16 protein-coding genes are annotated in these 14,122 nt (G+C 64.6%); 9 read left to right on the top strand and 7 right to left on the bottom strand.

Annotated elements, in window-relative coordinates; genetic code table 11:
• Window positions 1–16 precede the first annotated feature (16 nt).
• Complete coding sequence (locus C2L65_RS36770; RefSeq protein ID WP_042304953.1) at window positions 17–700, top strand: SDR family NAD(P)-dependent oxidoreductase; 684 nt, start codon at window positions 17–19, stop codon at window positions 698–700.
• A 9-nt stretch (window positions 701–709) separates the two neighbouring features.
• Here the strand turns inward: C2L65_RS36770 and C2L65_RS36775 are convergent, their stop codons facing one another.
• From C2L65_RS36775 to C2L65_RS46295, 4 genes are all read right to left on the bottom strand, one after another.
• Entirely contained in the window at window positions 710–1,687 is a 978-nt protein-coding gene (locus C2L65_RS36775) for a LysR family transcriptional regulator (RefSeq protein WP_042304954.1), read from the bottom strand.
• Between the two features lie 206 nt (window positions 1,688–1,893).
• The gene (locus tag C2L65_RS36780; protein ID WP_233446629.1) at window positions 1,894–2,190 is read right to left on the bottom strand and encodes a hypothetical protein; all 297 of its coding nucleotides are present in this window, start codon (window positions 2,188–2,190) and stop codon (window positions 1,894–1,896) included.
• Window positions 2,191–2,558: 368 nt separating this feature from the next.
• On the bottom strand, window positions 2,559–4,127 hold the full coding sequence (locus tag C2L65_RS36790; protein ID WP_174485025.1) for a methyl-accepting chemotaxis protein: 1,569 nt from the start codon (window positions 4,125–4,127) through the stop codon (window positions 2,559–2,561).
• A gap of 56 nt (window positions 4,128–4,183) precedes the next feature.
• Window positions 4,184–4,378: a hypothetical protein gene (locus C2L65_RS46295; protein WP_167450362.1), complete on the bottom strand. Its 195-nt coding sequence runs from the start codon at window positions 4,376–4,378 to the stop codon at window positions 4,184–4,186.
• 136 nt (window positions 4,379–4,514) lie between these two features.
• Between C2L65_RS46295 and C2L65_RS36795 the strand changes: the two genes are divergently transcribed.
• The 8 genes from C2L65_RS36795 to speB all read left to right on the top strand — a co-directional run bounded on the left by C2L65_RS36795 (window position 4,515) and on the right by speB (window position 11,320).
• The gene (locus C2L65_RS36795) at window positions 4,515–5,372 is read left to right on the top strand and encodes a transporter substrate-binding domain-containing protein (protein ID WP_007583856.1); all 858 of its coding nucleotides are present in this window, start codon (window positions 4,515–4,517) and stop codon (window positions 5,370–5,372) included.
• A gap of 18 nt (window positions 5,373–5,390) precedes the next feature.
• Window positions 5,391–6,053, top strand: coding sequence for an amino acid ABC transporter permease (locus tag C2L65_RS36800; RefSeq protein WP_042304957.1), 663 nt, complete (start codon window positions 5,391–5,393; stop codon window positions 6,051–6,053).
• Window positions 6,054–6,068: 15 nt separating this feature from the next.
• Window positions 6,069–6,746, top strand: a complete 678-nt coding sequence (locus tag C2L65_RS36805; protein ID WP_042304958.1) for an amino acid ABC transporter permease — start codon at window positions 6,069–6,071, stop codon at window positions 6,744–6,746.
• The gene (locus C2L65_RS36810) at window positions 6,743–7,585 is read left to right on the top strand and encodes an amino acid ABC transporter ATP-binding protein (protein WP_042304959.1); all 843 of its coding nucleotides are present in this window, start codon (window positions 6,743–6,745) and stop codon (window positions 7,583–7,585) included. The genes C2L65_RS36805 and C2L65_RS36810 overlap by 4 nt, the downstream gene beginning before the upstream one ends.
• Window positions 7,582–8,847, top strand: a complete 1,266-nt coding sequence (locus tag C2L65_RS36815; protein ID WP_042304960.1) for a M20 family metallo-hydrolase — start codon at window positions 7,582–7,584, stop codon at window positions 8,845–8,847. Before C2L65_RS36810 ends, C2L65_RS36815 begins: the two co-directional genes overlap by 4 nt.
• A 12-nt stretch (window positions 8,848–8,859) precedes the next feature.
• Complete coding sequence (locus tag C2L65_RS36820; RefSeq protein ID WP_042304961.1) at window positions 8,860–9,576, top strand: DUF1989 domain-containing protein; 717 nt, start codon at window positions 8,860–8,862, stop codon at window positions 9,574–9,576.
• 204 nt (window positions 9,577–9,780) lie between these two features.
• The gene (locus C2L65_RS36825) at window positions 9,781–10,326 is read left to right on the top strand and encodes a cupin domain-containing protein (protein ID WP_042304962.1); all 546 of its coding nucleotides are present in this window, start codon (window positions 9,781–9,783) and stop codon (window positions 10,324–10,326) included.
• A gap of 43 nt (window positions 10,327–10,369) precedes the next feature.
• Window positions 10,370–11,320, top strand: coding sequence for an agmatinase (speB, locus tag C2L65_RS36830; protein WP_081920766.1), 951 nt, complete (start codon window positions 10,370–10,372; stop codon window positions 11,318–11,320).
• Window positions 11,321–11,335: 15 nt separating this feature from the next.
• Here the strand turns inward: speB and C2L65_RS36835 are convergent, their stop codons facing one another.
• The 3 genes from C2L65_RS36835 to tauA are packed head-to-tail and all read right to left on the bottom strand — an operon-like array spanning window position 11,336 to window position 14,021.
• Entirely contained in the window at window positions 11,336–12,214 is an 879-nt protein-coding gene (locus C2L65_RS36835; RefSeq protein WP_042304964.1) for an ABC transporter permease subunit, read from the bottom strand.
• The gene (locus C2L65_RS36840) at window positions 12,214–12,993 is read right to left on the bottom strand and encodes a taurine ABC transporter ATP-binding protein (protein ID WP_042304965.1); all 780 of its coding nucleotides are present in this window, start codon (window positions 12,991–12,993) and stop codon (window positions 12,214–12,216) included. Before C2L65_RS36840 ends, C2L65_RS36835 begins: the two co-directional genes overlap by 1 nt.
• On the bottom strand, window positions 12,990–14,021 hold the full coding sequence (gene tauA, locus C2L65_RS36845; RefSeq protein WP_042304966.1) for a taurine ABC transporter substrate-binding protein: 1,032 nt from the start codon (window positions 14,019–14,021) through the stop codon (window positions 12,990–12,992). The genes C2L65_RS36840 and tauA overlap by 4 nt, the downstream gene beginning before the upstream one ends.
• Between the last annotated feature and the right edge of the window lie 101 nt (window positions 14,022–14,122).

Consider the following 14,122-nt stretch of genomic DNA (forward strand, 5'->3'; position numbering starts at 1 on the left):
TCAGCGGGAACAGCACATGGACAAGGTAGCGATGGTGTCTGGCGCGAATCGCGGCATCGGCCGCGAAATCGCGCTGGAGTTGCATCGGCGCGGATATCGGCTGTCGCTCGGCATGCGCGATCCGTCATCGTTCGATAACGACCTCGACGCGTTTCTCTTCGCCTACGAAGCGCGCGACGGGCATGCCGCCCGCCAGTGGGTCAATGCGACCATCGATCGTTTCGGCCGTCTGGACGTGCTGGTCAGCAACGCAGGGATCTGCAAGATGGTCACGTTCGACGACGACGCGAGCGAACTGCTCGACGAAACGCTCGACATCAACGTGAAGGCACCCTTCCGGCTCGCGCAGGCCGCCTTGCCGCATCTGCGGCGCGCTGGCAACGGACGCTTCGTGCAACTCGCGTCGCTGTCGGGCAAGCGGGTGAAGAACCTGAACGTCGGCTATCAGATGTCGAAGCACGCGGTGATCGCGTTGACCCATGCAGTGCGGCGTGCGGGCTGGGACGACGGCGTGCGCGCAACAGCCGTCTGCCCCGGCTTCGTCAATACCGACATGGCGGCGGGGCTCGCCGATCTGCCGCCCGACGCGATGACGCAGTCTGGCGACATCGCGTCGATCGTCGTGAACACGCTCGAACTGCCGAACACGGCGAGCATGGCCGAACTGCTCATCAATTGCCGTCACGAAGACATGCTGTGACGTCGAACGTCACGCCGCAATCGGCCCATGATCCGCCTGCTGCGTCTCGCGTTTCGGCACCACCACCCGCCGTGTGTCGCCGTCCGCCAGCGCGGGCGTCGATTCGAACAACTCGGCAATCCAGTCCGCGAACACGCGCACCTTCGCGGACAGATGCCGATTGTTCGGATACACGATCGACACCGGCTTGGGCTTCGGCTTGAAGTCGGGCAGCACTTCGAGCAGCGATCCGTCGCGCAGTTTCTGCGCGACCATGAAAAGCATAGGCTGGATCAGGCCGAAACCTTCGAGTCCGCACTTGACGTACGCTTCCGAGTCGTTGACCGTGACGACACCGTTCATCCGCACTTCCGTTGGCTTGCCGTCGACGAGAACGATCCACGGCATTGGCCGCGTGTTGTGCGCGACGCGGAAATTCACGGCCTGATGCATGGCCAGATCGTCGATGCTCTTCGGCGAGCCGTAGCGCTGCAGATAATCGGGCGAAGCGCACGTCACACGCTTGAGCGTGCCGACGCGCCGCGCAACCATCGACGAATCTTCGAGCGGACCCGCCCGCACCATGCAGTCGATCCCCTCCTCGACGGGATCGACGGGCCGGTCCGAGAGGCCCAGATCGAGCGAGATGTCCGGATAGCGCTCGTGAAAGCCGCGCAACGCCGGAATCACCAGATAACGCCCGAGCGAACTCGGCATGTGTACGCGCAGCGCCCCGCTCGGCTTGCGATTGCCCGCCTGAAAACTCGCGTCCGTTTCCGCGATGTCCGTGATGATGCGAATGCTGTGCTCGTAATACGCCGCGCCTTCCGGTGTGAGCGAGAGGCGCCGCGTGGTGCGGTTCATCAGACGCACGCCGAGCACGGCTTCGAGGTTCTGGATGGTCGTCGTCACCGTCGCGCGCGGCATGCCCATCTGCTCGGCGGCGCGCGTGAAGCTGTTCGCATCGACCACACGAGTGAATACTTCCATTGCCTGAATGCGGTCCACGCTATCCCCTTTCGGCTACCAAACGATAAGGATAAAACGCGCGGACCGGCAAAAACAAGCAAACACTGCAATTAGCCGGATTTAGCGAACAGTTGGATGCGCCCGGCGTGAAATAGCGCGACGATAACGCTTATCGTCAGGCAATTTTGACGCGAACCTGAAGGTGGCCTCATGTTCTGCACAAACAACGAGGCCGCACACGCCAATCAACCGCCGCGATACATCGGATCGATGCTGTCGGGCTGCTCGCGTTTGCCGGACTGCGATTTCCCCGATTCAACGCCGCCGACGCCGCTGTGATTGCCGGGCCTGGTCTTGTCCGGCAAAGCCATTTGATCGTTGTGCCCGGCGTGCGACGCTTTCACGACGCCGCCTGTTTGAGGACTGGAAGCGGGCCCGTCATCGCCTGCGAAGGCTGGCAGGGCAAACGATGTCACGCACGCCAGCAACAGCGCGCCAATCAGTTTCGCGTTCATGTGGACTCCCTTGAGTTCGTTGAGCAATCGAATGCACGCGCGCCATGTGCTGCGATGCGCTTCGTGCAATCTGATGGAGCGCGCGAGGTCCCGCCTGCACGCGCAATGGAAGGCTCAAACGATCAACACGGTTTCGCGGATTCGATCCGCGCGGCGGAGCGCCACGGATCGCGCGACAACGATCGTCGTTGCGCCCGCAGTGACAACTGCATGGGCTATGCCAATCGTGCTTGCAAGGTCGTGGACGAACCCCTGAAGGCTCGCCAGTCAAGGCTTCGCGGCCAATGGTGAGAGTTGACGCGGCCCGACGGAACGGACGCAATGGCGGATTGCAGCCAACTTTCGCTCATCCCCTGCCAGAGACAACCCAACAGATGCATCGGCGCCATGTGCCGTCACCCGGCCCGCTCATCCCCGCTCACACGGAATATCGCCACGGCGCCGTGCAGATGCTCGCTTTGCGCTACCAGCGAAGCCGCCGTGGTCGACGCCGACTCGACCAGCGATGCGTTGCTCTGCGTCATCGCTTCCATCTGTACGACGGTCGCGTTGACCAGTTCGATACCCGCCGTCTGCTCGCGCGACGCAAGACTGATATCCGCCATGATGGCGTTCACACTCTGCACGGCCTTCAGGATGTCATCCATCGTCGACCCCGCGCGCAAGACCAGTTCGCTCCCCGCACGCACACTCAGCGTCGAATTGCCGATCAGTTCCTTGATTTCCTTGGCGGCCGTGGCGCTGCGCTGCGCCAGATGCCGCACCTCGCTGGCCACCACCGCGAAGCCGCGCCCCTGATCTCCCGCGCGCGCCGCTTCGACGGCTGCATTCAGCGCAAGAATATTGGTCTGGAACGCGATGCTCTCGATCACACCGACAATGCCGACGATGCGCGCCGAGCTATCTGAAATCGCATCCATCGTGTCGACGACCTGACGCACCACTTCGCCACCGCGTGTCGCAATGTCGGATGCACGGGTGGCGAGCGCGCTCGCGTCGTGCGCGTTGTCGGCGTTCTGCCGCACCGTGGCCGTCAGTTGTTCCATGCTGGCGGCCGCCTGCTGGAGCGAGGCGGCCTGATCGCCGGCACGCATCGACAGATCGCGGTTGCCGCTGGCAATCGCGCGCGCATCGTGCATGATCGCGTCCGTCCCCGCCCGCACCTTGCGCACGACGGCGACGAGACCTTGCTGCATGTCGTTCAGCGCGTCGAGCAGGTAACCCATTTCATTGCGGCGCTCCGTCCTGACGACGGCCGTGAGGTCGCCCGCCGCGATCTTCGCGAAGTATTCGACGGCGGCGTTGACGGGCGTGACGATCGCCCGCGTCAGCCCCCGATGCGCGAGCATGCCGACGATCAGCGCGACCAAACCGGCCGCGCCGAAACCCCAGAGCGTCATCTGAAAGCGCTCGTTCGCGTGATCGAAGCGCATGCGCTGGCGCTGCACCTGAAAATCCTCCAGCGCGATGAGCGCCTTCTGGTATTCGTCGAACAGCGCGACGGGCATCTCGCGCTGTGTGCTCAGGAAGTCGACCAGATTCTCGTCGTCGAGTTGCTTGAGGGCTTTCGAAAAGGCTTGCGTCAACAGACGGTCGCGTTTGTCCGTCATCGCCGCGAGCAGCGTCGTTTCCTGTGCGTCAGGCGCGTGCAGCGCGCGGTACGCATCGAGCTCGCGATTGCTTTCGCCGAGCAGCACGTGCAGCTGTTTGATCTCAGCCGCAGCCGGCTTGCCCGCACTGATCAACTGCTCGACGTCGGCGAGCCCCGTGCGGAACACCAGCAGCCGCTCGGAACTAGTCTTCAGATGCACGACGGAAGCGGTGTCGTCCCGATACATCGCGTCGAGCGCGGCGTTGCTCTTGAAGAGCGCAAACACGGCCGCCGCGATGACCAGCATCAACAGCAGCGTGCAACCCGAGATGGTAGCGGCGAGCCCGCCGCGAATCGTGGTGTTTCTGAACATGAGCGCAAAGCAGCGTGCGCGCCGCAAGTGCGGCGCGCGCAGCGTTTCTCCAGTAGTCAGAACGAAAACGGGCCGGCCATGCGATCGCAGGCCGTCAACAGGACTAACGGCGCCACCGCCTGGCTTCTGAGATGCCAGCGCGACACCGATGTGACGTATTGCGACATCGGCACGCGGCGCAACTCCCCAGCACGGTGCATCGTGCGCCGCGCGCGGCTTCGGCCGCCCGAAAACTCCCTGCTCCGGTGCATCACGCAGACCTCCTTCCCTGCCCGACAGGGCCGCGCCGCATGGCACGACTCATGCTTATTGAACCTCATTCAAGTAACTTGAATTTAATTCTTTTCACTTTCATACTCGGCCACGGGCCTTTCACAAGGAAGCGTCATGAACAAGCCTCTTCGCAGTCTGGTCTTCTCGTTGCTCGGTGCGCTCGCACTCGTCACCGCCACGCCGGGCTGGTCGCAATCCGACGATCTGCTAGCGCGCATCAAGACGAACAAGGAAATCACCATCGCGACGGAGGCCCGTTACGCGCCGTTCGAGTACGTCGACAACGGCAAGATCGTCGGCTATGACGCCGACCTGATGGCCTACGTGCTGAAGTCGATACCCGATGTGAAGGTCAAGCAGTTGGATCTGCCGTTTCAGGGACTGTTGCCGGGACTCGACGCCAAGCGCTTCGACATCGTCGTGACGGCCGTTACCGTCAACAAGGACCGCGTCAGCCACTTCGCATTCACCCTGCCCATCGCCGACGCGACGACGGGCGTGCTGCTGCGCAACGGCGACACGAGCATCAAGTCTCCCGACGACCTGAACGGCAAGATCGTCGGCTCGCAGACGGGCTCGGCTCAGTTGCAGGCATTGCAGGCGCTCGACAAGAAGCTGAAAGATGCAGGCGGCCCCGGCATCAAGCAGATCAAGCAGTACGTCGCGTTCGACGAAGCCTATGCCGACCTCGCCGTGGGACGGCTCGATGCCGTCGCGCAATCGGTCGCGAACCTGGGGCCGTTGATGAAATCGCGCCCTGGCGTGTTCACGCTGCTGCCGCAGACGATCGGGCCGAAGAGCTACTTCGCGTGGGTCGCGCGCAAGGACAGCGACAGCGCCGCGCTCGTCAAGCTCTTTAGCGACGGCATCGCGCGCGCGAACCGCGACGGCACGATGAAGAAGCTGCAGGAGAAGTGGTTCGGCTCGACGATGGACGTGCCCGTCGACGCTGTCCCCGCGCCCTCGATCTGACTTGCCGCGATTCGATAGATGAACGCTCCCGATCTGCTCGCACGCTGCGCCGGCTATCTGCCGCAACTGCTGGACGGCGCATTGACGACGCTGTGGCTGTCGGCGGCTGCGGTGTTCTGCGGCTTCTTTGCTGGCATCTTCATCTACACGATGTCGGCAAGCGATAGCCGGCTGCTCGCGGGCGGCGCGCGGGTCTATGTCAGCGTGTTTCGCGGCACGCCCGTGCTCGCGCAACTGCTCGTGATGTATTACCTGCCGTCGGCGCTCGGGCTTGCGGTGCCCGGCATCGTCGCGGCTGCCATCGGGCTGTCGATGAACACGGCCGCGTATCAGTCGCAGATTCTCGGCGCGGGCTTTCGCTCGATCGCCCGCGGGCAGATCGAAGCAGCCGTCACGTTCAATCTCACGCGCCGTCAGGTGCTGTGGCACATCGAGGTGCCGCAGGTGGTGCGGGTGACGCTGCCCGCGCTCGTGTCGGAGATGATCGATATCGTCAAGGCGTCGGCGGTGGTGTCGGTGATCTCCGTCACGGACCTGATGCGCGTCGGCCAGCAGCTGTCGTCATCGACGTACCGGCCGCTGGAGGTGTACACGTGCGCCGCGCTCTTCTATCTGGCCATCACGACGCTGCTGTCCTTCGCCGCGCATTGCTATGAGCGCCGCGCGGCGTCGCGCGCATGACCGGGGATCACTCGCATGGATAACCTGCTCGCTCTCGTTCCACGCTTTGCCGACGCGATGCTCGTCACGCTCGAAGTCAGCCTGATCGCGGCTGTGCTCGGCATGGCCGGTGGTTTCGCGCTCAACGCGTTACGCCTGCGTTATGTCCGCGTGCTTGCCGCGCCCTACGGCCTGTTCGTCTGGCTGATTCGTGGCATGCCGTATCTGTCGCAATTGATGATCGTCTACTTCGGGCTGCCCGTTTTCGGTATCACGATGACGGCCGTGCAAGCGACGGTCGTGTCACTCGCGATCTATGCGAGCGCGTATTTCGCCGAGATTTTTCGCGCTGGATGGGCCAGCGTGCCGCGTGGTCAGATCGAGGCCGCGCAGGCGTTCGGCGTGAGCCGCTGGGCCGCGTTCCGCGCAATCGAGCTGCCGCAGGCGCTCGCGTTCGCGGTGCCGCTGCTCGCGAACCAGATCATTCTCGTGATCAAGGAGAGCGCCGTGGCTTCCATCATCACGGTCCCCGAACTGACGATGACAGCCAGCGACATCGTCGCCTCTACTTACACGTACATCGGTCCGTATGCGCTGCTGATCGTGAGCTACTGGTTGCTCACGCAGGCCGTGTCGCTGCTCGCGCAGCGCGCGACGGCGATGATCCCTTTTCTGCGTAACGACGCAAATAAAGCCGCAAATAAAGCCACATGAGCGCTCAACCCATACTCAAGCTGCGCGCCGTCGGCAAGTCGTACGGCGCAACCCGCGTGCTCAAGGGCATCGACCTCGACGTGATGCGCGGCGAGATCGTCACGCTGATCGGACCGTCCGGCTCGGGTAAGACGACGGCGCTGCGCTGCATGAACTTCCTCGAGCCCTACGACGAAGGCGAAGTCTGGATCAAGGGGCAGCTGCTCGGCTATCGCTCGGCTGGCCGCACGCTGCGCGATCGCGACAGCGAGGCGAGCGTCGCAGAGGTACGGCGCCCGGTGTCGATGGTGTTTCAGCAGTTCAACCTGTGGCCGCACATGAGCGTGCTCGACAACGTCGCCGCGCCGCTGGTGCTGTCCAAAAAGATGCGCCGCGCGGATGCGCGCGCCAAGGCGCACGCGGCGCTCGCGCGCGTCGGCCTGCAGCACAAGGCGGACGTCTATCCCGCGCGGTTGAGCGGTGGACAACAGCAGCGCGTCGGCATTGCACGTGCGCTCGCCATCGAGCCGGAAGTGATGCTGCTCGACGAACCGACTTCGGCGCTCGATCCCGAACTCGTCGAAGAAGTGCTGAACGTGATCCGTTCACTCGCACAGGACGGCATGACGATGGTCATGGTCACGCACGAAATGAGCTTTGCCGCGAAGATTTCCGACAAGGTCGTGTTCATGGAAGCCGGTCAGATCGTCGAGTCGGGGCCGCCCGCACAACTGTTCGGTAACTCGCGCACGCCGCGTCTTCAGCAGTTTCTCAAACCGTGGTTCGATCGTAGTCTGAGCGTGAGCGCACCGGCAGGAAGGGCTAACAGCGTGGAGCAGACATCGGGAGCGTCGTCATGATGCGCACCGAGCAACATAACCTCGCGGACGATGCACTGCGCGCCGCGGACTGTATTGACGAGACACGCCTGCTCGTATCGATCGAAGCACTCGCCGCATTCGGCGCGCGGTCCGATGGCGGCGTGAACCGCCCCGCCCTCAGCGCAACGGATCTCGATGCGCGCCGCCACCTGGTTGCCCATGCGCACGCGTTGGGCTGCACCGTCTCCACCGACGCATGCGCGAACCTGTTCATCCGCCGGCCCGGCATCGACGATGTGCCTCCCGTTATCACGGGCAGCCACATCGACACGCAGCCCTCGGGCGGCAAGCTCGATGGCTGCTATGGCGTGCTCGCCGGGCTCGAATGCATCGCCGCGCTCAACGATGCGGGCATCCGCACGCGCCGGCCGCTCGAAGTCGCGATCTGGACCAACGAAGAAGGCACGCGCTTCGCACCCGGCGCAATGGGATCGAGCGCATTTGTCGAGCCTTCGCGCATGCCCGCCTACCTGGACGCCGCCGACGCCGACAGCGTCACATTACGCGCCGCGCTGGAGAGCTATCGGCGCGCGTTGCCCGACCTGCCGTTACGTGACGACGCACCGCCTGCGCATGCGTTCGTCGAGTTGCATATCGAGCAAGGTCCGCAACTGGAGAATGCAGACGTGCCGCTCGGCGTCGTCACGGGCATTCAGGGCGTGCGCTGGTATGAACTCCACTGCGAAGGCGTGGCTGCGCACGCCGGCACCACGCCAATGCCAATGCGCCGCGACGCGATGACGCTCGCCGTCGCGCTGCGCGCGTCGATCGAAGAATTCGCCATGTCACTGGGCGGCGTGTACACGCGCATCACCTTTGGCCGCTGGAGCGTCACGCCGAATTCGATCAACACGATTCCATCCGACGTGACCTTCTCCGTCGATTTCCGTCATCCCGACGCCCATGTGCTCGATGCGTTCGACGAGCAGGTATCGGCTTGCGCAAAGCGCCACGGCGCGCGCATCGCGCCGCTTTTCACTCACGCGCCGGTGCGTTTCGACGCAGCGGTGCTCGCGCGGATCGACGCCGCCTGCCACGCGCTGGACGCGCCTGCGCTGCGCCTCACGTCGGGCGCCTTTCACGACGCGATGTATCTCGCGCAGCACTGCCCAACGGCCATGCTGTTCGTGCCGAGCCGCAACGGCATCAGCCACAACCCCGCTGAAGCCACGGAAGCCCGTCACCTCGTGCTGGGCGCACGCGCGCTCGCGCACACCCTCACCACCCTTTGCAACGACTGACAAGGAACCCAGATGAGCACGACCGCCACCCACACGCATACGCACACACATACCCATCCGGGCGACGACAACGGCACGGAACTCGGCCAGAACGCCACCTTGCACGAACCGATTTCCGCCGACGGCACGCCCGAGCCCGGCAAAACCTACACGGTGCCCGCGCGCTGCGGCCGCGCCGTGCGCGTCAAGGCGGGGCAAACCATCCGCATCGCGAACCCGCATGGCACGCAGGTTTGCGATACGTGGATCTTCAATGCCACGCACCTGAACGAGTTCCTTTCGTTCGAACACACGCGCGCGTATATCGACAAGATCATTCCGCAGCCGGGCGACCCACTCGTGACGAACCATCGCCGCCCGATCGCCGAACTGGTCGCCGATACGTCGCCGGGCATACACGACACGCTGATGGCCGCCTGCGATCTGTACCGCTACAGGAATCTGGGAGTGGAGAACTATCACGACAACTGCGCGGACAACCTGCGGCTGGCGCTGAAGGCGATCGGCCTGCGCACGCGGGAAGTGCCGCAGCCGCTCAACCTGTGGATGAACATCCCCGTCAAGCCGGACTACACGGTCGACTGGCTGCCGCCCGTGTCGAAAGCGGGCGACCATGTGGACATCAAGGCGGCGATGGATTGCATCGTTGTGATGTCGGCGTGTCCGCAGGATATCATTCCCATCAACGCCCTCAACCCGGTCGAAGTCGAGTTCACGGTTCTCGCCTGATACTCGCCAGACCGTTCTTTTACGCTGATCGACAGAACGCATACGGTGGCCACCAGAAAAACCCCCACGTCCGGCAACGGCGCTTCCCGCAGGCCGTCCGCACTTGCGCCGCGGCGCGCCGCGAAAACGCCCCGCACGGCTGACTCTCACTCCGCACCAGGCGCGGCAGCCGAAGGTCTTGGCACTCGGCTACGGCACGCACGCATGGTGCAGCAGCTAACGCTGAAGGCGCTGGCGGAACAGGCGGGCTGCTCGGAGAGTCTGTTGTCGAAAGTCGAGGGCGGCCATGCGACGCCCTCGCTTGCAACCTTGCACAGGATCGCGCTCGCGTTGGACACGAACATCGCTGCACTGGTGTCCGGTCCCGTTGCGAACGTCACGCCCGTGCAGCGCGCAAGCGAACGGCCTTCCGTGCGCTTTCCGGGCGTGCAGCAAACCTCGGGGCGACATGGCCGCGTGGGCGGCTCGATCATGCTGGAACGGCTCGTCGTGGCGGGCCCCGGGCAACTGCTGCAAGGCGACATTCACGTGCTCGAACCGCTTGCGCGCAGCGACGAGCAGATCAGCCATGCGGGTGAAGAACTGGGCTACGTGCTCGAAGGCGAACTCGAACTCACGCTCGGCAGCGAATGCTACCGGCTGCAGGCGGGCGATTCCTTCTACTTCCCGAGCACCGAGCCGCACAGCTACCGCAATCCCGGCGACTGCATCACCCGCGTGCTGTGGATCAATACACCGCCAACCTTCTAAAGCGTGCAGTTGGCGCCAAACGAAAGTGAAACAGGAGTTCAATGTGACGGGAACCGATCTGACCCAGATGCAGCAGCCGCGCTTCGCGGGCATCCCGACCTTCATGCGCGTGCCGTTCAGCACGGACCTGAGCACGTTCGACATCGCCCTTGCGGGCGTGCCCTTCGACGGCGGCGTCACGGCGCGCCCGGGTGCGCGCTTCGGTCCGCGCGAAATCCGCAACATGTCCACGATGATGCGTGGCATCCATCACGTGACGCGCTTCAATCCGTTCGATGCCTGCCGCGTCGCCGATATCGGCGATGTACCGTTCACCGACCTCTATCATCTTGAACGCGCGCACGAGGACATCCGTCGTTTCTTCGAACCTGTGTTCCGCGCCGGCAAGCTCGCGCTGACGGCGGGCGGCGATCACTCGATCACCTACCCCATCTTCCAGGCGCTGGCGCCGCGCGAGCCGATCGCGCTGGTGCATATCGACGCGCACACGGACACCTGGGATACGTTCAAAGGCTCGAAATTCACGCATGGCGCGCCGTTTCGCCGCGCGGTAGAAGCCGGTCTGCTCGACCCGAAACGAACCATTCAGATCGGCATTCGCGGTGCGCAGAATTCGGACGAAGGCTGGCGCTATTCGCTCGATCACGGTATGCGCGTGGTGTTTATCGAAGAGTTCGACGAACTTGGGCCGGCTGCTGTCGCAGCCGAAGCGCGGCGCATTGTCGGCGATGCGCCCGTTTACCTTTCGCTCGATGTCGACGGGCTCGACCCTGTGTTCACGCCGGGCACGGGCACGCCGGAAGTGGGCGGTCTCACGACCCGCGAGACGCAGGCGCTGCTGCGCGGTCTCGACGGGCTCAACTGGGTGGGCGGCGACGTGGTCGAAGTCTCGCCGCCTTACGATCCAAGCGGCAACACCGCGCTCGTCGCCGCGACGCTGATGTACGAAATACTGTGCCTGCTCGCGAAGCGCGCGAGCGATGGAAACCGGTAGCGCGCCGCCAGCGCGCTATTGCTTGCCCTTCCACGGCACGAGCTTGCGTTCCAGCGCGCGCATGCCGAGATCGAACAGCCACGCAATCGCACCGATCAGCACGATGCCCATCACGACGACATCGGTGCGCAGAAAGCTCGACGCATTGAGCACCATCTGTCCGAGGCCTGCCGTCGCCGCGACCATCTCGGCGGCGACGAGCGTGGTCCAGCCGAAGCCGATCGCAATGCGCAGCCCCGTCAGAATCTCCGGCAACGCAGCGGGCAGCACGACGTGCAGCACGATTTGCCTGAAGTTCGCGCCGAGCGACCAGGCGGCGTTGATCTGCTCGACGGTCGCGCTACGCACGCCCGCGCGCGCGGCCATCGCAATGGGCGCGAAGCAGGCGAGCCAAATGACGATGAGCTTCGCCGTTTCATCGATGCCGAACCAGATCACCACCAGCGGCAGATACGCGAGCGGCGGCAGCGGCCGGTAAAACTCGATGGGCGGATCGAGCAGACCGCGCGCGACGCGGCTCACGCCCATCAACACGCCGATCGGCACGGCCGTCACGCACGCGAGCGCAAATGCGCCGAACACGCGGATCGCGCTCCACATCAAGTGTTCCGACAACGGCAGGCCGCCCTGAATGCGGCCGTTCCATGCATCGGCGAATGCGCGCCAGACGGCGTCCGGCGATGGCAGAAACAGCGGCGGCACCCAGCCGAAATGCGATGAGGCCCACCACAGCAGCAACAAGGCCGCGACGCACAGCGTGCTGAGCGCGGCGGTCGGGCCTTCGCCGGGTATGCCGCGATTGGCCTTGCGCCTACGTGTAGGTGTCGCGTCGCCGCGCTGTGCCGCTCGCAGGCGTCCCGTCACGCTGTGTCGCGAAGAATCGATCGAGTTCATCAGGCGGCCTCCCGCACCGTCTCATGCAAGCGGCGCGTCAAACGCTCGCGCCACTCGATAAAGGCCGCCGACGATTTCACCGCGCGCGCATCGCGCGACGCGAGGTATTCGCGCGCAAACGGCAGTTCATGCACTTCCGCGACGCGCCCCGGGCCAGGCGTCATCAACACGAGACGGGTCGCGAGAAATAGCGCCTCTTCGACGCTGTGCGTGATGAAGAACACCGTCTTTTGCGTGCGCGACCATACGTCGAGCACGAGTTCCTGAACCGTTTCGCGCGTAAGCGCATCGAGCGCGCCCATCGGCTCGTCCATCAACAACACTTGCGGGTCGCTCGCCAACGCGCGGGCGATGCCCACGCGCTGCTGCATGCCGCCCGACAGCGCGTACACCTTCGCGTTCGCATGCCGCTCCAGTCCTACGAGCGCCAGCGTGCGCCGAGCGATTTCGTGCCGCTCGTCGCGCGCGACGCCGCGAAAACGAAGTCCGAGCGCGACGTTGTCGAGCACGTTGAGCCACGGCATCAACGCATGTTTTTGGAACACGACGCCGCGCTCCGAGCCCGGCCCTTCGATCGGGGCATCATTCAGGCGCACTTCGCCTTCCGTGGGATCGACGAAACCCGCAATGCAATTGAGCAGCGTGGTCTTGCCGCAACCCGACGCGCCCAATGCGACCACGAATTCACCGCTGTCGATGCGCAGATCGACGCCCGCGAGCGCGGGCGCATCCGCGCCGTCATAGGTCACGCCGACGCCACGGATTTCCAGCGCGCTCATCGCGCGGCCTGTTGCGCGAAGCGAGGATTCACGGCGCCCGAGTAGTCGGGCAGCACGTTCTGGATCGTGCCTTGTGTTTTCAGGAACGCCGCCGTCGCCGCCAGCGATGCCGCCGCGCCCGACTGCTTGCCGCCGCCAAGCCACGCCGGCGACGCCTGTTCCGCCGGCGTCGGGAACGCGTACAGCGCGAGGCTTGCGGGCACGTCGGCGGGCGTTGCGCCCGACTCTTGCGCGACGGCCTGCACTTCCTTCGAAGCGGGCGTCCATGCCGCCTTGTGATCGCGATACTGCGCATCCGTTTCGGCCAGCACCTTGACGAGGCCCGTCATGAACGCGGCGTTGTCGCGCTCGAACTGGCGCGCGGCGACGAAGCCGTCGAAGGTCGCCTTGCCCGATTCCTTCGCGACCTCACCCGACGTGATCAGCACCTTGCCGTTCTGCTTGACCTTCGCGAGCACCGGGTCCCAGATGTACGTCGCGTCGATGTTGCCGCGCTGCCATGCAGCCGCGACCTCGGGCGGACGCAGGTTCAGGATCTTCACCGTCGACGGATCGACACCCGCCTGCTGCAACGCGACGAGCGCATGGAAGTGCGACGTCGACACGAACGGCAGGCCGATCGTCTTGCCCTTCAGGTCGGTGAGCTTGGTCACGCCCGAGCCGTCGCGCGCGACGAGCGCTTCGGCGTCGTTGATGTTGTCGAGAATCCAGAACAGCGACAGATCCACGCCCTGCGACAGCCCGGCCGCAATCGGACTGGAGCCCGCTTCGCCGAGCTGGATCGAGCCGGACGCGAGCGCGCGGATCACGTCCGCGCCGCTGCCGAGCTTGCGGTACGTGACCTTGTAGCCGGTGGCTTTTTCGACGGCGCCCGTGACCTGCGCGTAGCGCCACGGCACGACCATGTCCTGATAGCCGATTACGACTTCGCGAGTTTCGGCGTGGGCGGGCGAGACAATCGCGGCCGACGCCACGACGAACGCGGCGGCGTGCAACGCGCGGCGCAGGAAGGAGAGAGTGTGGTTCATCGGAAAGTTGCGTGCTGGTTATGGAAACTGCATGAGGCTTCCGACTATAGGCACTTCTCACCGCCGTCGTTCGAATGTTTCGTGCGTAGCTAATCACGCCG

Source organism: Paraburkholderia terrae (assembly GCF_002902925.1).
Lineage (GTDB): Bacteria > Pseudomonadota > Gammaproteobacteria > Burkholderiales > Burkholderiaceae > Paraburkholderia > Paraburkholderia terrae.